Raw genomic sequence first — 22229 nt, 5'->3', positions numbered from 1 at the left:
GAATGTGCTCCTGGTAGTATCGAAGGCAGGAGTCTTGGGAACGAACTGATGGGAGATCTGACGAAGCCTTAATACGACTATCATATTAGTAAAATTCGCTATGATATGTGTACAACATCTATCTGCTCAATTTGCGGTCCAATCATCTATCGAACAAGGGGGTGGTCAGTCATGAAGACGCCCCCTTGGACGAACTGCGAATTGAGTTTCAGGATGTCATCACTGATGCTGTTCCTCGCGTCTCTCGTGGTGATACATATATGCTTGATGAGTATGTCCTCCTTCTCCGGGAACTCGGTTATGATGTCGATTATGAGAACATCTACGATGGCAATGGGTTCCTCGCACAGGTGACGATCAACGGGGAAAACCACGCCCTCTGGCAGGGAGGTATCATGGGTATTGACCACAGTGTATTGGTGGTCCAGAAGTCGATCGGCAGGTTTGAAAAGTAACAACAGATATTGACATAGGAATTTCTCGTCCGATTCCTCCTGATCGGAGTGACTTCGGACTATCAGTATGTTTCCCAAGCCCTTATACGTGACAACTGTTCCTGTATAGAATGCTAGTCATGGAAATAGTACAAATTGGTAACGAAACGGTCGATCTGGAGGACTATCTCTTTGACTTCTTTGACCCGAGTATTTCACAAGAACAGTTGGCGGCGTTCAACCGACTCTACTGCCCGACTTGCCAGATTATGATGGGGCCATTTTCGATAACTTCATCTGGAAGCTTTCGATGTGACGAGTGTGAAACTGTCTTTCAAGAAGTAGACTGGGCAGGAGATGATCGCGTGGCGATTCGCTCCTACCCGTTCAAATGCCCTGAGAAGTGCCAGGGGCGGACGCTGGCAGATCGGGTCCGAATACACGTCTACGATGGATATTACGAGTCGATATGTGTTGACTGTGGAGAGACGTGCTACTGCGGGAATACATCTCGTAAGAAAGCTATGGAAAAACTCCGAGAGGTTGCTGAAGGGATGAGCGACGTTGATCAGTTCAAAGAGTTCGTTGAATCCAAAGATTTCAGTGAGACAATTCCACTCAGTGAAGTAAAGGGATAGAGTCTATCGGCTGAGCCTTCCTATAACAGAAGGCGGTCACTTTGAGCCGGACTTGTAGCGTAAGTAGAGGGTGTCATAGAACTCTTCTCACACCGTGATGATCGTGCTTCCCGGATTGTCTCCTCGTTCGTAGTTGGTGATTGCGACGACGAGACGCAGACACAGCGCGAGGAACACCTGCGCTCGTGCATGGACGCAGCCTCGGGCGTGCGTTCGCCCGAGGCCGCAGCCCTTGACCGATTCGCTGGAATTCGTTCTCGATGTACTCGCGGCCGAATGTTGGTCTCATTGTGGTAGTGGCACCTCGTAGTCAGCCGCCAACTCCTGGAACTTGTCCCACTCCGGGAGCCGGTCGTCGTCGACCTCGCCGTACGTCTCGAGGTAGCGGAGCAAGGCGTCGATTTCGTCTTCGAGGCCATACTTCGCCGCCTGCTTTCGGAGATCCTCCTCGTCGACGTCGACGTGGCTGAGCAGGAGGAGACAGTACGAGCGGTGGCGGCTGCCGTCGTCGATCAGTAGCGTGTGACAGCAGAGCTCCGCCGGCGAGACTGCGTCGAGGTCTTCGGAGTAGACGTAGTAGCGGTGGCCGGTGAGCAGGAGCTGGAGGTCATAGGCCGCGAATCGAGCAAGGCCGGTTTCGTGGAACGCCTCCGCGTCGATCTCCATCTCGGCCTGGAGGAGGAATTCGTCGTAGTCCTCCCAGAGAATCGTGCCCTTCGGGGCAACGGCTTCGAGGCGTTGGCGATGCAGATGGTGTGCGAGTTCACGGGCGAACGCGTGTAGGCGGTCGAAGTCGGCATTGAACTCGTAGCGGCCGTCGGCCGTCCCGACAAGCCCACGGTCGCGAAACCGCTTGAGGATGCGGTTGACCGTGTTGCGGTAGTTGTCGCTCCGGTCGGCGATCTCGGAGACGGTTCGCGGCTGGTCGAGGTAGTACAGCACCTCGAGTGACTTGCCGGTCAGTAGCTCGGGGAACTCGATGTGGGAGTGCTGGCGGACGAGGTCCCGATAGAGTTCGACGGCGCGAGCATCCGACGGGACGACTCGTTTTCGCCGCCCGTCGCGTTCCGTGTAGATGAGCCCTTTCTCAACGAGGTCGGCGACGGCACGAGAGAGGTAGCTCTCGCTGTGGTCGAGCTTCGTCGCGAGTTCGGAGATCGTGTCGCCGCGGTCGACCGTGGCGAGGACCTCGAGTTCGATGCGCCGGAGCACGGTGTAACATAGTACGAAACTTGTGTATAAAGAAGTTTCGAGTAGTGTTACAGCCAGCAATCGCGAGAACCGTCCCCACCGTCTCGCTCTTATGCAAAGCTGCGGAAAGACCGTATTGTTACACTGAGCCGGCGCTAATCTGGCAATATGTCTTCTGCTCAGCCAGCGTTCGGAGCGATGTTTCGAGAGCTGATCGAGCTGGGCGTTGTCGAGATCGACACGGAGCCGCTCGATGTCCGCATCGAGCGGCGACTCAAGGAATTCTGGGAGAATACGTCCTGTCCACGGTGCGGCCACCAGAGCATCGTGACCTGGAAGAGTATCGACCGAATCTGGTGCCGTAACTGCAATTTTAAGCCGGTTTTCACCTACGGAACGCCGTTCCACGAGAAACACCTCGCCTGCGGGGAGGTGCTTCTCGCGTTCACGCTGTACGCCGATACGTTGCTCAGTATCAACCAGATCGCGCCGTTTCTCGGTCGAGCCTATAGAACCGTCTACACAGCCATTCGAGACGTGGAAGCCGCGGTTCAGCGCGGCTTCCCCGTCGTCTGGAGCCTCCTCGATCAAACCATCGACGGACCGACGCAAGTCGACGAATCTGGCGAGGTCTGTTCGGGCTACAAAGGCCAAGAGCCGCCGCGGAACAGCCGTTCTCGCGGCGGCTCGTCCCAAACTGGTCGATCTCGTTGGCGAGGCCGCCACGGTGATCAAATAACGCTCGTCGCGGTGTGCCGCGACTCGCTTCGCGTGATTCGCGGCCAACTTGGGATCGACTACAGCAGCGATCTTGAACCGGTGATACAGGAGGCTAAAGACCTCTCCCAGCCGCTGAGAGAGGTCTGGACCGACGGACTCCAGGCGTACCGACAGATGGACTTTGACCACCGAACGGTCATCCACAAAGAGAGGTATGTATCGCCAGAAGGCGTTCATATCAACCAAGCTGAGTGCCTGTTTTCGCTTGTTCAGCCGTGGTTGCGGAAGTTCCGCGGCCTGTCCAAGCAGGGCTTGGAACAGGCCGCTCACACCTTCGGAATCGTTCGCTCATTCAACATAGCGGGTGAATCCGTCGAGTCAATCGTTGATTGTCTCGTTATCGGGGTTTTCCGCAATTCTACATAAGAGCGAGAAGGTCTCACTCACAGTTGTGGCACGGTTTTTGATTTCGAATCAGAGCGTCAAGTCATCAATTTCCCAGTCACTGGCCAGGCCGTCATCAATTCTCTCCTCAGCTACGAGATCTCGGATCCGTTGCTCAACGTCGTCGTCCAGTTCAAACTGATAGTCCACCTCGTCATTCCAGTCCCAGTACCGTGGGATGGTCGGCGAGAAATCACTCACAGCTCCAGCGGGTGCATCTAAGAGATTTCGTGTTTCGGATATTTGCCCACGAGAATATGTGATACGCTCTTGAATCGAGTCATCACGTGCGATTCGCTCCAGCAAGTCCATAGCCAAGTGTTGGTCTGCGTAGAATGCGTGTTCGAGCATTGCATTTACGACGAAGATGTCCGTGGAGGCGTGTTGATGGATGTCCTCGGCAACCGAGTGGTTGGGATGTCCAATCCCCCATCCGTACGGGTGCATCCCTTCGAGGATGTAGTCGTATCCTTCTCCATCGAGTCGGTCGAGAATCGAGCTAAAATACTCCAACGCTTCGACTGGAATTGCCTCCACACCGTCTGACAGTCGAGTACGAATGAGGTAACGACCTGTCACGTTCTGCAGTATGGTCGTCACGTGCGGGAACTCGTCTGCTATCTCTGGATGGTATGCATCGAGAAAATCTGCAAGAAACTCCCAGCCTTCGGACTGTGTCACGTCGTCCAATACGGTAATGAGTTGCCCCCTATATGCTCTGGAGATACCTCGGTAGCGGTCGGATTCATCCGCTTCATGTACTGACGCCAATCGTGCTTCGTAGATTGCGACCGCTTGTGTGAGTGCGGTTACGTCTCCGTTATCAGCATCTGCTAACTGTTGTTCGAGCCCCTCCAGCTCAACCTCATCAGGTCGGCGATCTGGTGTCATTACCCTTGGGTACAGCAACTGGAGCCGTAACGTTTGTGCCACAGAACGATGACGATAGCGTATGACAGAAACGTATGCTCTCAGTATTACTGTACAGTCGTACGAGTTCAGCGGTGAGTTCTACATCGTCGGTGATGGGTACGGAACTGGTGGAGAGGTACTGAAGTACGTTGCATCTGACCACATCTTGGTAATGAAGCAACGCCCACACGTCGCCGAATACCTCCTTGAGACACTCCAAGATGGTGAGAATGTGAGTGAGTCCGAGTACAAACAGGCAGACCCAGATGTCTCCTGTGGACTGCACTTCGATGTTGACCACCAGCAGTTTCGGTTCTGGGTTGGTGACCACGGGGTCGAGATCGGAAGACAGCCGACAAAGAGCGAGCTTCGGTCAATCGCTGATGGCCTTTAGGTATAGCTCACCCGTGCGTTCTGTTTCCTCCAGCAAGGACAAGTAGCTCGCCTACCGTAGGTGAGACTGAATGCGTCTCTTGTTTGATGATGGCACACTCCTGCTCGAAGACGCCTCCGAGACTGTCCCGTATGCCGAGTGGGACGACCGTGTCGATGAGTATCGGGCACGGGCACAGCATTACCGTGACATTCGAGTGGGCGACAGAACCCGATGGGCAGGCAACGCTTGAAGAATCCACAGCGACTGTGGCTGACCGAAGACGACGCCCGTGCCTACTCCGAGTTCTACCTCACGCCGTCTGTCGCTATCGAACCACGAGACTATCAGCAGGAAGCCCTCTCGGCGTGGCAGGACAACGACCGTCAGGGAAGCGTCGTTCTACCGACTGGGAGTGGAAAGACGTTCCTCGCCGTCCAATCGATTGCCGATGCAGGTGTCAGCACCCTCATCGTCGTGCCGACTATTGATCTGATGAATCAATGGCACGCAACGCTCACGAATGCCTTTGGCAACCAACTTCCAGACGGCGTCGGCGTCCTCGGTGGGGGCGGCCACAACGTGACGGATATTACCGTGACGACCTACGATTCTGCCTACCGCTACATCAACGAGTACGGCGACCAGTTCGGGCTTCTCGTCGTGGACGAAGTACATCATCTCCCTGCCCCGACCTACCAGCAAATCCCCGAGATGACCATTGCTCCATACCGACTCGGACTCACAGCCACGTATGAGCGTGCTGACGGCAAACACGACGAACTGGAGGATCTGCTTGGTACAGTCGTTTATCGAGAAGCAGTGGACGAGCTTGCAGGCGAGTATCTAAGTGAGTACGAGACAATCCATCTCAGCGTAGAGCTAGCTTCCGATGAACAGGAACAATACAACGAGGAGTACCAGATCTACCGTGACTACGTGGACAACCACGATTTTGACCTCTGGAAGGAAGACGGGTATCAGGAGTTTCTCAAGCGAACATCCTACGATCCGCAGGGACGGAGAGCCCTCATCGCCAAGCAACGAGCAGAGAACATCGCCCGCACAGCCGAGAAGAAACTCGATACGCTCGATAACCTTCTTAAACGCCATTACGACGACCGAACCATCATCTTTACTGCGAACAACGAGTTCGCCTACGAGATCTCTCAAGAGTTCGTCATCCCCTGTATCACGCATCAGACTGGCACCGAGGAACGCACGGAGATTTTGGAGCGGTTTCGGACGGGGGAGTACTCGATGCTTGCTACCTCGCAAGTACTGGACGAAGGGATTGACGTGCCATCTGCGAATGTTGGTATCATCCTCTCGGGGAGTGCGTCGAAACGGCAGTACGCCCAACGGCTGGGACGGATTCTGCGTCCAACAGATGACCGCCAGCCAGCCCGTCTCTACGAGATTATCACCGAAGACACGATGGAGACCTACGTCTCTGAACGGCGACGACAGGGGTGAATACAAGTGCTGACAGCTGACATCGCACGCTCACGCACGTACGAGGATACCATCTCCCCGCTGTTCATCGACACCGACGACCAGCGGTATCGAGACACCGCTGACGAACTTATCCAGATATTCGAAGAGCATCTCGGCGAACCAAAGGGCGAACTTGAAGACACTATTGACCAACTCACTATCGCAGACACGGACTACAAAATCGTACAGGGGTTGGCGAAACTGCTCAAAGACGAGTGTGAGTTCGAGACGATTGCTGCAGTTGAGCCACGAGATATTCGGCAACGCCTCTTTGAGAAGGCGAACGAGTCGTATCCGATTGTCCGCCAACCAACACTTGGCGAAGACACGCAAAAGTTGGAGGTGTACAGCTCGGTTACTGACCAGTTGGACATCACGCTCGAAGAGTGCTATCGAGGGATGTATGCTGATCTGGAGGAGAACAAACGACTCGTGCGATTCGGACGCGGTGTTTCCGATGAATATGACGATACGGACGACTCATCTACTACGACACGACTCACGGGTGATAGCGAGGAATCCTACGCTGAAGATACGATCACCGTCGATTGGCTTCTCACACGGTATAATCTTGCACTAGCACAGACGGTGCTGTACGATGCCACTGAGATGCGGATACGAGTCTGGGACTCATTCGGAACGGTGTTCAGCTATGTCAAACTGTTCGGGCTGATGCACCGTATCTATCCAATCGACAACAACGGGAATCGTGTCTCAAGTTCCGACGTTGCTGACGGATATGAGGCGATTCTGGATGGGGCAGCTTCCCTGTTCTCGAAATCACGGAAGTACGGCATTCGTATGGCGAACTTCCTGCCCGCTCTCCCCCTGTGCGACCGCTGGGAGATGGAAGCCGATATTCTTGATGACGAAAGCGGGTCATCCCGTCCAACACTCTCGTTTGAGCTTGACCACACTGATGACCTCTCTTCACATTACTCTGCTCAGGGTGACTTCGATTCTGATGTCGAACGGACGCTCGCACAAAAATGGGACCGGTCGAACACTGACTGGGAGTTGGTACGAGAGGACGATGTGCTGGACTTGGGGGCGGAGGTGATGCTCCCTGATTTCGCCATTGAACACCCAGACGGACGACGAGTCGTGTTCGAGATCGTGGGGTTTTGGACGCCCGAATATCTCGATGAGAAACTGCACAAGATACGAGAAGCTGAGCAGGACAACCTTATTGTCGCGGTCTCAGAGCGGTTGGACTGCTCGCCAGGGGATTTTGCGGGGATGGATGGCCGTGTCTTGTGGTTCAAATCGGGGATTCACGTCTACGATGTGGTCGAGTTAGCAGAGAACTACGCTGTTGAAGTCTCAGCGTCAGAATAATGTCGGGGTCCTCTATCACTTTCACCGTGCTCTCCTGAGAGATTTAAACGTTCAGTGTGAACACTCAAATGGAACTTGGAATCTTGTCACACGCTCCAAGTTCCTCTTCCCACCCCTATGTCAAACACAGCCTCGGAACTTGGTACGTGTCCGTTCTGCGGGTCGGCTATTTTTGAGGAGCTCTCCTCGTCGAATACGAAGCTGAGGGGGAGGCACGAGTGTTTGCGGAATGCTTCAGAATGCGAAGAGCCCGTTCAGCCACAGTAGCTGTGGATTGTGAGATGGTTCGTTCGCCTCAATCACCGATACCTGTCCCTCAACGGTTTGTACTCAGGAACTACAGGGTGAAGTATGCCCAATCTGGACACACCAATTTCCTCGCTCCCAGCTCACCCGATTGAGATGGAACAGCTCCAAGAGAGGCTCGCTACCGCTACACAACCGAGGTCTGAGGCTTAGCTAAGTACAGATACTCATTGGGAACAATGTACGAAGCAGCAACAGTCTGTACAGGGTGTCATAGAACGGTTGGCATACCCCTCTTTTGCACTCCCGAATCGTTCAGTACAGGGCGCACACATACCGTGTCAGGAGACAACCTGTCTGGAATCCATCAGAACATCGGTGAAACATACAGAGGATCTATTCGGCAGCAAACACGACACCGGTAATTTCAAACCGCGCACCACCATCAGAACCTTCAGTTAGGTGGATCTCCCAGCCGTGGGCATCGACAACCTGCTTGACGATGCTCAGCCCGAAGCCAGTCCCCTCATCGCTTGTCGAATACCCCGCGTCGAACACGTCCTTATGTTCGGCAACTGGAATACCTGGGCCGTCGTCTTCGATGTAGAAGCCGTCGTCCAGTTCGCCGATTCGTACCGTCACTTCGCCACCTCCGTGTTCGACAGCGTTACGAATGAAATTCTCGAATACCTGACTCAGTCTACCTTCATCGGCTCGAATCGTCCGATCGATATCGGTGACGATGCTGGCGTCTTTGGTATCGACGTTACGCCAACAGTTCTCCGCAAGCCTTGAAGACTTGATCGAAGTTATATCAGTCGTACTTTTGCCCTCCCGAGCGAGCGCCAGCAAATCAGTGATCAGTGTATCCATCCGACCAAGTGCTCGACCGATTGGATCGAGGTGGTCATTGTCGCACTCTTTGTTCACCATCTCTAAGCGACCTTCAGCAACGTTGAGTGGATTCCGCAGATCGTGGGACACGACTGACGTGAATTGGTCTAACCGTTCGTTCGTCTGTTGGAGTTGTTCTTTCGCTTCTCGGTGTTGAAGCTCATAGCTCACCCAGCGACTCATGAGATCTACCAGCGTGACTTGCCACTCGGAGAACTGATCGGAGCGAGCCTCGGTCCCGTAGAAACAGAACGACCCATAGACCTCGTCCCCGGTAAACACTGGGGCTCCGAGATAACATGAAATTCCCCACTCGGTGAAGCCCGCCCGGTCAGTCTGCTCCGGGGCATCGCGTTCGATATCACCGGCCACGAGGGTTTCTTCGGAACTGGCGACGAGTTCACAGTTCGTGACTGAGACCGGGACTACGTCTCCCGACCGAATGCTGTCATCGTCCGTCGCAACGAACTCGAACAGGTACTCGTCACCGCGGATCTCTGACAGCGTCCCGTACTCCGTGTTGAGTTCACTTCGACCGAGTTCCAGGAGTGCCTGCACTTTGTCTTCGAACGACTGGTGTCGATCTGAGATAATATCATACATCTCGCGGAGGGCGCGATCGCGTCGTCGTTGGTCGGAGATATCCTGCTGGAAGCCAACGTAATTGACGACCGACCCATCATCATCACGGACGGGTGCAATCGACACCCGGTTCCAGAACTCCGTGCCGTCTTTCCGGTAGTTCCGGAGTTCGACGGAGACGCTGTCTTCGTTGTCAACGGCCTCTCGCATCCTCGCAACCAGTTCGGGGTCGGTGGCTTCGCCCTGGAGAAAGCGACAGTTCCGACCGAGAACCTCCGCGTCCGAGTAGCCAGTCAGCTCCTGGAATCGGTCATTCACGTAGATGAGGGGATTGTCCGCTTGGCTCGGATCGGTAAGCGTGATGCCGATGGGTGCCTCGTCCATCGCGCGGGTATTGCGTGTTAGTACCTTCTGTTGTTTCTTGCGCTCTGTTACGTCCCGGGTGTAGAACGTAAGCCCTCCGTCAAACTCAGGATAAATCGCAATTTCCAGACCGGTGTCTATCTCTTCCAAATACCCTTCGACACTCGTTGATGAGCGCGATTCCATTGCGTTCCGGATGATCGATTGGAATTGCGTGTCTGCAAGAGTCGGAAACACATCCCACAAACGTTGACCCAATACTGTAGCCGCCTCTTTGTCGTAAATGCGTTCAGCTCGTTCGTCGAGCTGCGTGACGGTAAAATCGGCATCGACTTCGATTATCGCATCGGTCATCCGATCTTTGATCGTCTGCAACCGCTGTTCACGCTCTTTCAGCGTGGTGATTTCTTGCCCAGTCGAACCGATTTTGGCAAGGGACGGGAAATCAACTGTAACGCGTGTCCCTGTGTCCGTTATCTCGATGGATAGCTCTCCCTCGACTCCCTCGATCAGCCATTTACTGAGCCATAAGCCGACACCCTGACTGTGTGTGAGCGGTGTTTCGGTCCTCTTTTCGAAAGCCTCCATTTCCTGAGTATTGATTCCCGGCCCGTTATCCTCGATTACCAATCGTGCACCGTCATCGTCTCGGACCTGAATATGCACCCACGGTTTCGTCGCGTCATTATGTCGTGCAGCATTGTCGATCAGTTCCTCGAACGCACGTTGAATTCCGTCTCGGGCACGAATTTCACACGTTTCGGGAACATCGAGTTCGAACGTCACGTCAGAATGGTCTTGTCGGACTCGTTGAACCGCCTTTGTAGTGATTTTCGAGAGATCGAACGTAGACAACTCGGTATCTCTTCCGAGTAGTGAACTGTAGGTTCGAGCAGTATCGCTCATCTCGGAGAGGGCGTCCGCGTTCTCGATAATCGTCTCTACTGACTCAATTTGCTTTTGTGATAGTGTTTCATCTTCCGTTAGCAACTCTGCATTTCCTTGGATGACGTTGAGGGTGTTTCGCATATTGTGGCGGAGATATCGCGTCAAAATCTGTCGAAGCAGATCGAGTTCCTCTTCTCTGTCCTCCAAGTCTTGTTCTCGCTGGATCCGCTCGGTGATGTCACTAAGTACGATGACGAATCCCTCGGTTTCGTTTTTCACATCCTGAAGTGCGGTAGCCGTCGCATTGACCACCAGCCGTTGAGAATCCTTGCCTTCGATAATGAAATCACCCTCCCATTCCTCCTGATCCGCCAACGTCTGCCAGAACTCCTCGTCGAAGACTCCGCCAGCCCCTTCGGGCAAGAGTATCTGTGGGGACTCCCCGAGGACTTCGTCTTCAGTATATCCGGTAATCGATTCGAGAGCCAGGTTCATGTACTCGATTGTGCCAGCGGAATCAGTCATGACGATCCCGTTTCCGGTCGATTCGACAGCTTGCTCGAAACGGCGGAGGCGTTGCTCACGCTCCTCCAATGTCGAGACCTGCTGCATCAGCTCCTGAGACTGCTGACGGCGGACGAGTAACGAGTTCAGTCGCCGAATCAACTGGGGTGGGTCGATCGGTGCATCCACCACCTCGTCGTAGGGGACCCCTCCCCCGTGGGCAGATGGGTCCTTGTTTTCCTGCGTTAGATCCGTACTCTCGCGTTGAATCAGAACCACTGGACAGAACGCCGGGTCCTCTTGCTCGATCCGGTCGCGTAACGCCACTCTATACTCGGAGAAACGGTGATCTTCGATGAGATATAAATCGGCGTCCGTTACTGTCTGGCTCGTCTCCACCTCGAATCGGTCGTCGAGCATTCTACTGATTGCCGACCGGTTTCCAGCATCGGCGACGAGTAATTGAACCGTCTCGGATGTTTCGCTCGGTCCGATGGGGGTGTCCCTGGTTGCGTCATTATTCTGACTTGTGGCCCCTTTGCTGTGGTTCACCGGCCTGTGGTGAGCCGTGAAGGATTCCGCTGTATTCCGTGAGGGTTCACCAATTTGGACACCGTTCGCGGTGATTTCGAATTCACGAAAACTGGAGTCGAACCCACCAGTTCGCTTTTTGAGCACGCCGATAACTTTTCGAAGCGAACTCTGAATTTCCACGTAACTGATAAATGTGAGATTGTCTGCGATTTGACTGATATCGTGGCTCGTGGCGGATGAGAGTCCTGTTACCTGGTGGGTTGCGTCGGTCACGAAGACGGTCACTTCCCTGTTGATAAGATAGCGAGTCAGAGACTGGAGATCCCGATCAAGACCGTCTTCGCTGCCTTTGATTACCGAGGTGTAGCCGCTCACGCCATCAATCATCACCGTCTCTGCATTTTCTTCCTCAACCTCTCGTCGCACCTTGTGGGCGAACTCTTCGGCGGAGAGTGTCCCCGGTTCGATTACGTTGATCGAGAGGCGTCCCTCTTCCCGCAATTCGTCGATCGGAATCCCGAGAGATCGGCATCGGTGTTCAGAATGTTTCGATCCGTTCCTCGAAGAGATAGATCACCGATTTACCCAGCTGTCGTGCCGCTTGGGCGAGATATACTGTCGCAAGCGTGGTTTTCCCGACGCCAGTTGGACCGCTAATGAATGTCACCGTCCCACGTTCAGAACCCCCGCCAACCACCTCATCGAGTTCGGGGATACCCGACCCGACAGGGGTCGGATCGAACTCACGATCAGACGGTTCCGGACGAATGCGGGGATACACTTCGAGTCCGTTGGAACGGATTTCAGCTCCGTGATCGCCTTCGATTTGGCCAATTCCCCGATTTTTCTTTACTTCAATGCGCCGTCCATCGGCGACACGGGACAGTGTGACGACGCCATCACTCAGCGAGCGGATATCTGCGGACGCGTTTTGATTCTTGTTTAGGGTGGCTGTGGCGAGAATTGTGACGCCTCGCTTTTTGAGAAACCGGATGAACGAGAGGATCCGTTTGCGGTAATGATAGTCGGACGTTTCGAGGTAGCGGAGTTGGGTGATCGGGTCGATGACTACTCGTTCGGGGTCAATTTCTTCGATTGCCTCGTGAATCACCTCGGTGTAGCGTTCTTGATCGATATTACTGGAATCGACGAGATCGAAGGACGAATCTTCGGTGAAAAAGTCCGAGTCGGGGCCGAGATCGAGAAACTCGACAGCGCTGATATCGATACCGAACTGGGCGGCATTAGTTTTGAGTTCCTCGGCGGACTCTTCCCCGTGGATATAGAGGACTGTTTCGTCGTTGGCAAGTCCTTCGTGGAGGAAGTGCATGGCGAGCGTCGTTTTTGCGGTTCCTGGCTCTCCGGTGACCAGGTACATCCGATTCTGAATAAATCCCCCTCGTAATAGTTCGTCAAGACCCCCGACTCCAGTGCTTATCTGCGAAATTGGTGTGTCATTTAGGGACATAGTGGATCTCCTAAAAGAGACGATACCAATACGGATATGCCTTTGTGAAATTTATTTTGAGAGTAATTCAGAAAATTTCGATTTAAGAGAGTAAGTCCATCTACCGCGATATTCGGTTGCGCACGTTGTGGCGTAACACGCGCCCCTACACCTGCAAGCGCTCTTCCTGAAATTCCCGCTCGGTGACATTCCGTCTACGCTCTTGTGTAGAACATTGTTGGTGGAGAACTGCCCGGCGATTTTCTGCAGCTCGACTCGGTGACAATGTTTTCCAGAACCGGAGCGAAGGAGGCTGAACGAGGATATGTACCGGCTCGATTTAGACTACGGAACCATCACCAACAATCTGCTTCACAAGAGCGTTCCGTCTATACCTGCCGACGGGTGCGGTCATCGATCAGTTCGCAGTCCTACCCAACGGCTGTTTCAGTAGGAAAAGTGTCGGACTAATAGGATTTCACCTATGGAAACGCTGCAGCCGACCAAACTACGTCAGCGACAAAATGGTTACGCCGTCCGGGGATCTGCTGTTCTCACAACCGGCAGGCGGTCGGAACGTGTCTGCGGTGCGGTCGCTGTCAGCGATAGCAGATGCTAAAGAAAGGCTCCGACCGACCGCTGAGGGCCGCCGGTTTGGCGGCCCTCAGCTCCCTCGTCTGTCTGCCCGGCCAGTGGTCATCATCGTTCGGAGAGGCGATCTTGTGACTCGGGACGCCAGCACGTGAAGCAGAGATTCACCTATTCGGGCTTTCCCGGATGCCGCGGGGCGCGGCATCCGGGCTGTAGCGCCCATGGCTCGACTTCTTTCGCGCATGGACCAGTCAACAGAACGTGCTCGATGGCACGGAATCCTTATCGGTCTCTTGCGCCCCATATCTTGTTTCACGTTCTCCAGGGATAGCAGCGTTTCCATCGAGTCAACAGAGCCGATCGTGAGTATCGCAGTTATTGGCATAACCGTCGCGGTGTATGCCTGGTACCAGACCAACCTGACCGGTATACAACAACTGACCAACAGTGTTATCTCTCTACTCGTGAGTATCGGCTGTGCGGCGGCTGGAACAGTCGTTCTGAAGAAATTAAATCCAAACTGGTATGCCTCATGAGGACACACGACGAGTAACCTACATTGCCTGAGAATGATCCTATGACAGGGTTTTGTAGAAAATATATGATTTAAATAGTGTGCTGTCGATAGCAGATTTCAACCATCCATTGGGATCCTCAACTAGATCGTAATTACTGCTAAATCTCGGTCTGAGTAAAATGACATATGTCTACCACTCGTCGACGCGAGTTCATGGCACTGGCCGCTGGCGCGGCACTCGGTGGCGGCGCGGTGATGGCGCAACAAGAAGGGGAGTACGAGTTTAATATCGAGATCCATGACCGCCGGAGCTTCACCGTGAGCAGCCCGGACATGTGCGGGCCGGTGACGCTGGAAGTCGATACCGAGTTCTTCCTCGAACATCCGGATTGCGCCCCAGCTATCGATACGATCAAAGAGTACTACAACGAGGTCTGTCTGCCGTTCACAGTAGATTTTGACCAACTCGAACCGATTGGCGCAACGGACAGGATCTACACAGGAACGACTATCTTGGACCCAGAGGGCGGTGTACTCGGCCAAGTTGGGCCATCGCCAGAACAGCGGGATCAATGGTACGACGTGATCGATCAACAGCGTCTTTCGAACTGCGAGGACGACGACTCGAACGACACCGACGATCCATCCGACAACGCCGACAGGCTGGCGTTTATTACGTCAGACGATCCCGACCTCGAGGACGTGTTTCAGCAGTACGAGTTTACCGTCGCTGAGGGCGACGTTGAACGCGATCAGGACGGCTATACCCATCCGGATACTGGCGGTGGGGTACGGGGAACCTCAAACATCACGATTGACGGGAACCAGGTTGAAGGTGAGAGTGGCAACGGCTCCGGTGACTCGTTCTGGCTGTCACCGGAGGGCGAGTGGTCGCTCCAATCCATCTCGATGGACGACACCGTCTGGGTCGAACTGAATCAAACCCCCGTCGATCCCGCGGATCTGCCGGGTATTGAGGATGATATCGACCCCGGCAACGGCGACGACAGCAACGGTGACGACCCGAACGGCGACGACAGCAACGGCGACGACCCGAACGGCGACGACAGCAACGGTGACGACCCGAACGGCGACGACAGCAACGGTGACGACCCGAACGGCGACGACAGCAACGGCGACGACCCGAACGGCGACGATCCAAACGGGAACACCAATGGAAACAGCAACGGCAACAACGACGATCCGAACGGAAACGACAACGACGGGAACGACAACGGCGACAGTAATGGTTCGGACGATCCAGATGGATCGGACGACAACACGGCAGACCAACTGAATGGATTCGGGATCGGTGCTGCAATAACTGCAATCGGCGGGATCTTAGGTACCAAACGGTATCTTTCTCGTAGAGACTCAGAAGACGAGTAGTTAGTCACCAATAGCGGTTTTTAGTTTAGAGCCAGTTCACCTTCCGCCGTTCTTGCTACTGAGCCTCCGGCGAATACGTCCCACGGTAGTGTTCCAGAAACATCTCTAGTTGACTTCTCAGAGAGATGTTAGAAGCGGCGTGCAAGGCTTAGTTAGTGATGAAGTGGTGGATATGAGTACCGGCTAGTTGGCGCAGCCAGTGGTCAACCGTTTCCGCCGTGGAGAACACGGCCACAGTAGTGGAGCGGGGACGTTCAGACGAATTTCGAGCAGCCACGAAGCTTAAACTCCCAAAGCAGCCTCAATTGTGAGGTGGGATTCCTGCCGCCTTCAGGCGCTGGAGGACGTCAATTCCAATTTCCATTCTTTCGAAGGCGATACTCAGCTGCGTCTTTTTCAAACCCTTCGGATACAGCATCCGAAATAGCGGCCGCATTTCCAACGAGTTTCACTGCAGCCTGCCAGAGATCATCGTAGAGATTTATGACACCGGTGAAGTCCCCACTATCACGTGCGTGCGTCATCTGAGTGAGAATCGTTGTTCCGCTTTGCTGAAGGTGCTCTGCGCAGGCTCGAATCTCTGGTGCATTGCTGGGATTCCGGGGTAGCCGCTCAGCAGCAAGTCGCGCACCGTGGGCCTGAGTCGTCACTTCTACTTCTTTTCGGCCTGTCAGCCACCATATAGCGTCCTGGATCATTTTATCGCAGTCCCGAAGGGGATCTTGTAGTTGAGTAAGAGGGGGCTCAAGGGGCAGTTCAAGGATTTTTTGGCGGGCTTTCTCCGCTTCAACAATCGCATCGTACGCACGTCGCGCACGGCTTTCGAGAGCTCCACGTAACCCGGCAGGACCGGTCTTGTACTGGCGTTGTGTGTTATCACTCTGATAAATTCCAATTGGATCTGTTGGGGAGGGTGTTTCTGTCATCATCATCTTCGAGTGCTGAGATAGCATTAAGAGTTTGTCAGACAGCCAACTCCCAAGGGAGTATCACAGAGAATCTGGAAAGGGACCGTAATGTTCGGAAGCTATGTCCAGCAGTACCAACGCCTTACGAGTCGTAGTTTCGATAGACCGCATAACTGTCGGCTACGAGAGCGACGACACTATATATGACACCTGGGGCTCCAGCGATGACTGGTAAGAGACCGTCCCGCCACAGGACAAGTGCACCCGCTTCCGGGTGTCCTATCCAAGCGACTAATAGACCGTCCCACTATTTTGGCCGGAAGGCTATCCGGTCGGAGAACGACATAACTCTCACCCATAGCTACGAAACAGCGAGCACAGGGTTCGTCCCCCGGTGTTAGAGCTGTCATCGGAACAGGACGACGACGTGTGCACCGTCTCGTTTCGCGACGAGTGGGGATCGACGTTCTTCGTGACGTTGCCCGTCGAGGGTGGCGCCTGAGCGCGATGTCATGGCCATGCTGTGGTAGTCAGACTATATTTACGTCCGGGAAGATATGTCAGGGCATGAACGACGACGTCCCGGAGTCGATAGCCGACATCCAGTCGCTTCACGTCGGGACCTACGAGAGCAACCCGGACCGCATTGAGTCCGACGCCGGGACCGAGCGGCAGGACCGCGCGGACTACGAGGGGCGGTTCATCTTCGAACTCCTGCAGAACGCCGTCGACGAGATGGACGAGACGGCGACGCCGGCGGTCAAGATCCTCCTCACCGACGACCGGCTGCTGGTCGCCAACAACGGCGCTCCGTTCTCGATGGGGGACCTCTACGCGCTGACGCTGACGACTCGGACGACGAAAGCCGGGGACACTACGATCGGCCACAAGGGCCGGGGTTTCACCTCCGTGCTGGGTGTCACCGACAACCCTCGTGTCTTCTCAGAGTCGGTACAGGCTCAGTTCCACCGGGGGCATTCCGCCGAAACCCTGATCCAGAATCAGGTGATCGCCGGCGCGTTCGACGGGGAGGTCGAAGCAGATCAGGTTCCGCTGCTCTCGCTCCCCCACCCGGCGGAGCCGCCCGCAGATGTCCAGTCACTTCTCGAAGAGGACTTCACGACCGTGTTCGAACTCCCGCTCCGAGACTCGGCACAGCACCACGGCGCCATCCAGCGAAAGCTCCAGTCACTGGGCGCCAACACGGTCGCACTCCTGCCGGAGCTGGCACGTATCGACATCGAGTGTCCGACCTGGGAGCGGAGCTGGCGCCTCTCTCGGCAGGAGTTTCGAGATGAGGAGAACGCGACGCTCATCGAGGTGGGACGGGAGACCGTCGACGGTGGGTCGACGTCGGCGACGACCGACTGGTACTGTCTCTTCGAGCGCACAGAGATCGACAGCGACCGCGTCGCCGAGCGAGCGGAGCTCACCGACCTGGAGATCAACGCGATGGGGCAGTTACGCGTCGGTGTGGCGTTTCGCGCGACGCCCGCGACCAACGCGCCGGCGGCCGAGATGAGTGACTGGGCGCTCGATCCCGTCTACGGGGAGTCCCGGACCGCCCGCCGATGGTCCACGTCTTCCTCCCCACGAAAGAGCGTAGTCCGATCCCGGCGCTGGTCACAGGGACGTTCCAGTCGGACACGTCACGGCGGAACCTGACGCTCGATCACGACGGTGAACGTGGCTACGAAGGGCAGTTCAACGGCTACCTCTTCGAGGAGGTCGGGACGTTATTCGCCCAGCGAGTACTGCCGTTCGTCAGCGCGTCGGCGACCACGCCCGCAGCGTTCGTCGACGCGCTCGACCCCTCACTCGGTCAGCGGCGGGAGTGGTCGTTCACACCCGGCGACGTCGACCACTGCCTCTTCGAGCAGGTGAACGCCGCCGTCAGCCCGGTCCCGTTCCTACCGAGCGCGTTCGGCGACGATAGCGTGAGTATCGACGCCGTCCGTCTCCCGCCGACGTCGACCGAGCTCCCGACGCTGGGCGAGCAGTTCGTCCAGCTCCTCCAGACCGGAGCCACCGTCCCGCAGGCGCTGGAGGGGCTCCCCGAAGCGACACTGCTGGCTCACCGGAAGACACGGGCGCTCGAAGCGTATGGCGCGAGCCGACTCGACACCGCGTTGGTCCCCGAACTTCTCGCGGACGCGTCCGTCAACCCCCCGCTCCGGCTGACAAGCGAGGAGGAGTGGGAGATTTCGGTGCCCGAGGACGCCGAGCCGTGTCGGCTCCTGATAGACCCCGTGCTCGAGTATCTGGTCGCCGTGCGGAAACCGCTCGAGAGCGACGACGACCGCGCCGCGTTCGACGACGCTTGCCGTCGCGTACCGGTGTTGCCGACAGCCGTCGAGTGGGACGACGAAACGGCACAGGCGATTCGGCGCGCCAACCGTGACGGGACCGTGTTCATGCCGCCCGAGAACGACATCGCGGGCGGTGCGCTCCCGGATATCCAGTTTCTTGCAAGCGAACTCTACCACGGCAGCGACCCGAACCGGGCCAAACCGCTCAGGGAGGCGGCGCTCCCGGCGGAGTTCGGGTCGGACCTCCGGACCGTCTGGAACGTCAAGGAGTACCAGTTCGCCCAGGTGTTCGACGCAGCCATCAGCCCCCAGCTACCCGGGCCGAACTCCCCGAAGCGGACCCATCGACGCTCCACCAGCTGGAGACCCTCGGAACGATCCGTCGGATGGCAGCGGTCCAGTCGCCCGAGAACGACCGATCGCCCGACGCCCCGCTGCTCTATCAGTCCTCGCGGAAGCCGTTCTCCGCGCTCGCCAGCCTCGGTCCCGACGGTCGGCCCGGACGACTCCGTCGAGTGGCAGCCCGCCCACCGAGTCTACTTCAGTTCGGCGTGGCAGACCGCGCTCGGCCGGCCGGAGGACGCACACGTCGAGGAGCTGCTCCGGGCGGTCGGCGACGTCACCGACTCAGACCGGTTCGAACCACGCTTTCTCGCGCCGCCCGAGTGGTTCGGGCTCGACCCGGCCGAGAGCGAACCTCCCGACCAGGAGCATCTCGCCTGGGCAGCGTTCCTGCAGTGGCTCGGTGTCGCCGAACACGTCCGGCCGCTCCCGCTGTTCGCTCCGGACGCCGGGACCCGGCACCGCTACCGCGAGACAGGGGCTCAGCCGCCCGCCGCGGTCGACGATCAGCTCGCATTCGGCGCTCGAAACCGAGTCACGGCCGGTCGACCACCGCTACCGCGGGTTGACCGAGTCCGAGTGGACAGCCTACCGCGAACAGCTCGCGTCCCAGGTTGACCCGGAGATCCCCGACAGTAGCCAACAGTATCTCTCCCAGGTCAACGCCACAGAGTACGCCGACGAGCTGACGAGTGCGGCACGCGAGGAGTCGGCAGTCGGCGTTCGGCTCCTGCGCCATCTGGTGTGCTGGTGGGACAGCGGGCTCTCGGCCCACCGCCACGCGGAGGTGGCGGCGTTCACCAACAAACAGTGGCGTGGGAGCAACCTCAGCTACTTCTTCACCACGGACGAGCGCGAGCGCCTGGGACAGAACCTCTGGGTCTGGCAGCTCCGGCAGGCAGCGTGGGTCCCGACGACGTTCGGTGCGGTCCGGCCGCCCGACGCCTGGCGGCTCCCCGACGCCGACGAGGAGCGGTTCAGCCTCGACGTCTCGGGGGAACGCCCGTTGCTCCCGTTCGTCACGGCGGGGTTCCCGGCCAGGGAGACGGACGAATCCGAGGCAGTCTCGATGCTCGCCGAGACGCTGGGAATCGGCCGGCGCCTCGATCAGGAGTCGTTCTCACCACAGGATGCCTACCACGCTGTCAACCGTATCGGGGAGCTGCTCGAGATCTCCGAAGACCCCGCCCAGTTCGCCAGCACCGTCGAGCTGCTGTACACGCGCATCGCGGAACTGCTTCCCGGGCTGGAACAGGGTGAGCCGCTCCCGGCGGAGTGGCGCCCAGACGACACCGGGCTCGGGGACGTCGACCTTCTCTGCCGGGTCGACCAAGAGTACAGACTCGTCCCCGCGAGCGAGGCGTACTACGTCCGGTCCCGAAGCAGCCGTGACCGGTACGCGAACCTCGGTGTCCCCATTCTGGCGTTGTTCAAGCCGGAGGCGGCGAGCTTCGGCAGCTACTGTGGGGCGAGGGACCTGCGAACGGCCGTCCGAAGGGAGCCGGCGTACGAGGACTGCCCACCGCTCCCCCTCTCGATGGGTGACGCCGACGTCGATCAGGTGTGGCTCGAGACGTTGCTCGCTGCGCTCCTGCTCCGGCTCCGGACGAACCGGCAGTCGGCGTTCCTTGTCGACCAAGACCGCAGCGCCACCCGGACGTTCTACGAGCAGCTGACTTTCGTCGAGAACCTCGACCTCCGGATCTCGCTGGCCGACGGGAGCTGGGACGAGAACCGGCCGCCGGAGCCACAAGCGTACCACCTCGAGCGGGATGGAGACCGCATCGTCCGGGTACTGGTCGACCGGACGCTGGACCGCGGGGCGCTCGTCGATGCTCTGACCGGTGCGTACACGGAACGGCTCGACGTTCCCCAGTACTACGAGGCAGTGAACACGCTCGTCGACCACGCATTAGGTGAGCCAGAGCCCGGGACGACGCTCGAAAATCGCTTGCGGACCGTGGGGAGCGATGTCCCCTCCGGACAGGTCGAAGCGACCCGGAAAGAGCTATTTGCCGAAGAACGGGACGAGCCAGATATGGAAGAGGAGGAGCTGGAGCCTGTCGCCCCCGAGCCGTACATGGCCGACGACACCGAGGAGGACGACCGATCGGAACACGAACCAGCGGAGCGGACCGTGAGCACGGAAACCAGCGGTACCGCCCACTCCGCGCAGGTGCCGGCTATCGATTCGGTGACGAGCATCGGTGACCGACGGATAGCGGAGTCGTTGCTTGAAGCCGCTCCCGCGAGCCGTTCGTCCAGGGACTCCACAGGGGGACAGGCACAGACGAACGGAGGAGGTGGTGGCGGAGGGGCCGGCCACGGGACGTCTCAGGAGTACCGGACCGAGATCGATGCGTTCGGGATGGAGCTGACAATGAAGGCCGAACGAGAGCGGCTCCGTGAGGCGGGCGAAGCCACTCCCGACGAGCAGGTATTCGACGTTCACACGCCCGAGATCTACGATCAGATGCGGGAGGAACACCCGTCGCTCGACGATGCCATCGAACGGTTCGGGGACGAACGAGGACTTTCCAGTGCGGAGAACCCACTAAACAGAGGATTCCCCGGGTTCGACGTCCTCACGCTCCGCACGGACGCCGACGGACGAGCGATCGTTGACCGCTGTATCGAGCTCAAGACGTCTGGCGTGAACACACGCAAACCCTCCCTCTCGTGGAACGAGTGGAAGGCCGCCGGGGGTCCGCTAAGTGAGTTCTACTACCTCTACGTCGCCCGGAACATCAGGACTGGCAACAGCGGCGACGCGGAGCTCCTCGAGATTCCCCGCCCCTTCGAACGGCTCCGGAACCGGACAAGGGAGAAGCGAGAGCGGAACGTCCAGGTCGACCTGCGGAGCTTCGACTTCGACGCGGACCCGATCATCCGGCAGCCCATCGAGTGGGAAGAGTGAGCGGCGACCCGTAGCGCTCAACAACAGCCCTGCCGGGAGGGAAGATGGTACCACCCCGCCACGCCAACCCACTGATATCCCAGAACTCGATCGGATCAGCCTCTATCCGGTAAAAAGGGGTCGACAGCGTCGACGTCGTCGACGAGTCGTGTACCTGTCCCGACTGGCAGCAGCGCTCACCCGAGGGGGCTACAAGCATCTGCGCCGCGTCGATCACGAAATCAAGCGCGGCCTGTGCCTCGCCCAGATGG

The 22229-nt window shown here is 57.2% G+C and carries 13 protein-coding genes and 4 pseudogenes; 10 read left to right on the top strand and 7 right to left on the bottom strand.

The window, feature by feature from the left end; genetic code table 11:
- Positions 1 to 107: 107 nt before the first annotated feature.
- Both ACFQH2_RS19570 and ACFQH2_RS19565 read left to right on the top strand, forming a co-directional pair.
- Positions 108 to 455, top strand: coding sequence for a hypothetical protein (locus tag ACFQH2_RS19570; RefSeq protein ID WP_377077200.1), 348 nt, complete (start codon positions 108 to 110; stop codon positions 453 to 455).
- Between the two features lie 110 nt (positions 456 to 565).
- Positions 566 to 1072, top strand: a complete 507-nt coding sequence (locus ACFQH2_RS19565) for a hypothetical protein (RefSeq protein WP_377077198.1) — start codon at positions 566 to 568, stop codon at positions 1070 to 1072.
- An 87-nt stretch (positions 1073 to 1159) separates the two neighbouring features.
- Here the strand turns inward: ACFQH2_RS19565 and ACFQH2_RS19560 are convergent.
- Positions 1160 to 1330 (bottom strand): annotated as a pseudogene (locus tag ACFQH2_RS19560) (IS5/IS1182 family transposase); the annotation flags it as partial.
- A gap of 27 nt (positions 1331 to 1357) precedes the next feature.
- The gene (locus ACFQH2_RS19555; RefSeq protein WP_377077196.1) at positions 1358 to 2284 is read right to left on the bottom strand and encodes a helix-turn-helix transcriptional regulator; all 927 of its coding nucleotides are present in this window, start codon (positions 2282 to 2284) and stop codon (positions 1358 to 1360) included.
- Between the two features lie 147 nt (positions 2285 to 2431).
- On the opposite strand from ACFQH2_RS19555, the gene ACFQH2_RS19550 reads away from it, so the two are divergent.
- A complete protein-coding gene (locus ACFQH2_RS19550) occupies positions 2432 to 3409 on the top strand; it encodes an IS1595 family transposase (protein ID WP_377050860.1) in 978 nt (325 codons plus the stop codon).
- A gap of 48 nt (positions 3410 to 3457) precedes the next feature.
- Here ACFQH2_RS19550 and ACFQH2_RS19545 read toward each other — a convergent pair whose 3' ends face one another.
- The gene (locus ACFQH2_RS19545) at positions 3458 to 4318 is read right to left on the bottom strand and encodes a hypothetical protein (RefSeq protein ID WP_377050862.1); all 861 of its coding nucleotides are present in this window, start codon (positions 4316 to 4318) and stop codon (positions 3458 to 3460) included.
- Between the two features lie 61 nt (positions 4319 to 4379).
- Between ACFQH2_RS19545 and ACFQH2_RS19540 the strand changes: the two genes are divergently transcribed.
- The 3 genes and pseudogenes from ACFQH2_RS19540 (at position 4380) to ACFQH2_RS19530 (ending at position 7547) form a co-directional block, all read left to right on the top strand.
- Positions 4380 to 4733 (top strand): hypothetical protein, encoded by a 354-nt coding sequence (locus ACFQH2_RS19540; RefSeq protein WP_377050864.1) that lies wholly within the window; start codon positions 4380 to 4382, stop codon positions 4731 to 4733.
- Between the two features lie 70 nt (positions 4734 to 4803).
- Positions 4804 to 6208 (top strand): annotated as a pseudogene (locus ACFQH2_RS19535) (DEAD/DEAH box helicase family protein).
- Complete coding sequence (locus ACFQH2_RS19530) at positions 6195 to 7547, top strand: DUF790 family protein (protein ID WP_377050868.1); 1353 nt, start codon at positions 6195 to 6197, stop codon at positions 7545 to 7547. Before ACFQH2_RS19535 ends, ACFQH2_RS19530 begins: the two are co-directional and overlap by 14 nt.
- A 642-nt stretch (positions 7548 to 8189) precedes the next feature.
- On the opposite strand, the pseudogene ACFQH2_RS19885 reads toward ACFQH2_RS19530, so the two are convergent.
- The 3 genes and pseudogenes from ACFQH2_RS19885 to ACFQH2_RS19520 all read right to left on the bottom strand — a co-directional run.
- Positions 8190 to 9713 (bottom strand): annotated as a pseudogene (locus tag ACFQH2_RS19885) (PAS domain-containing protein); the annotation flags it as partial.
- Positions 9714 to 9737: 24 nt separating this feature from the next.
- Positions 9738 to 12059 (bottom strand): annotated as a pseudogene (locus tag ACFQH2_RS19880) (PAS domain S-box protein); the annotation flags it as partial.
- Positions 12060 to 12096: 37 nt separating this feature from the next.
- Positions 12097 to 13026: an ATPase domain-containing protein gene (locus ACFQH2_RS19520; RefSeq protein ID WP_377077192.1), complete on the bottom strand. Its 930-nt coding sequence runs from the start codon at positions 13024 to 13026 to the stop codon at positions 12097 to 12099.
- Positions 13027 to 14299: 1273 nt separating this feature from the next.
- On the opposite strand from ACFQH2_RS19520, the gene ACFQH2_RS19515 reads away from it, so the two are divergent.
- Entirely contained in the window at positions 14300 to 15502 is a 1203-nt protein-coding gene (locus ACFQH2_RS19515; protein ID WP_377050874.1) for a hypothetical protein, read from the top strand.
- A gap of 347 nt (positions 15503 to 15849) precedes the next feature.
- On the opposite strand, the gene ACFQH2_RS19510 is transcribed toward ACFQH2_RS19515, so the two are convergent.
- Entirely contained in the window at positions 15850 to 16434 is a 585-nt protein-coding gene (locus ACFQH2_RS19510) for a hypothetical protein (RefSeq protein WP_377077190.1), read from the bottom strand.
- Between the two features lie 543 nt (positions 16435 to 16977).
- On the opposite strand from ACFQH2_RS19510, the gene ACFQH2_RS19505 reads away from it, so the two are divergent.
- The 3 genes from ACFQH2_RS19505 to ACFQH2_RS19495 are packed head-to-tail and all read left to right on the top strand — an operon-like array spanning position 16978 to position 21978.
- Complete coding sequence (locus tag ACFQH2_RS19505) at positions 16978 to 18075, top strand: sacsin N-terminal ATP-binding-like domain-containing protein (RefSeq protein ID WP_377077188.1); 1098 nt, start codon at positions 16978 to 16980, stop codon at positions 18073 to 18075.
- Positions 17982 to 19679 (top strand): hypothetical protein, encoded by a 1698-nt coding sequence (locus ACFQH2_RS19500; RefSeq protein WP_377077186.1) that lies wholly within the window; start codon positions 17982 to 17984, stop codon positions 19677 to 19679. The genes ACFQH2_RS19505 and ACFQH2_RS19500 overlap by 94 nt, the downstream gene beginning before the upstream one ends.
- Positions 19627 to 21978: a hypothetical protein gene (locus ACFQH2_RS19495; RefSeq protein WP_377077184.1), complete on the top strand. Its 2352-nt coding sequence runs from the start codon at positions 19627 to 19629 to the stop codon at positions 21976 to 21978. The genes ACFQH2_RS19500 and ACFQH2_RS19495 overlap by 53 nt, the downstream gene beginning before the upstream one ends.
- The last annotated feature ends 251 nt before the right edge of the window (positions 21979 to 22229 follow it).

The organism is Natronoarchaeum sp. GCM10025703 (assembly GCF_042661985.1).
Taxonomy (GTDB): Archaea; Halobacteriota; Halobacteria; order Halobacteriales; family Natronoarchaeaceae; genus Natranaeroarchaeum.
The sequence above is the reverse complement of the archived record's forward strand: the minus strand, read 5'-3'. Positions and strand labels throughout refer to the sequence as shown.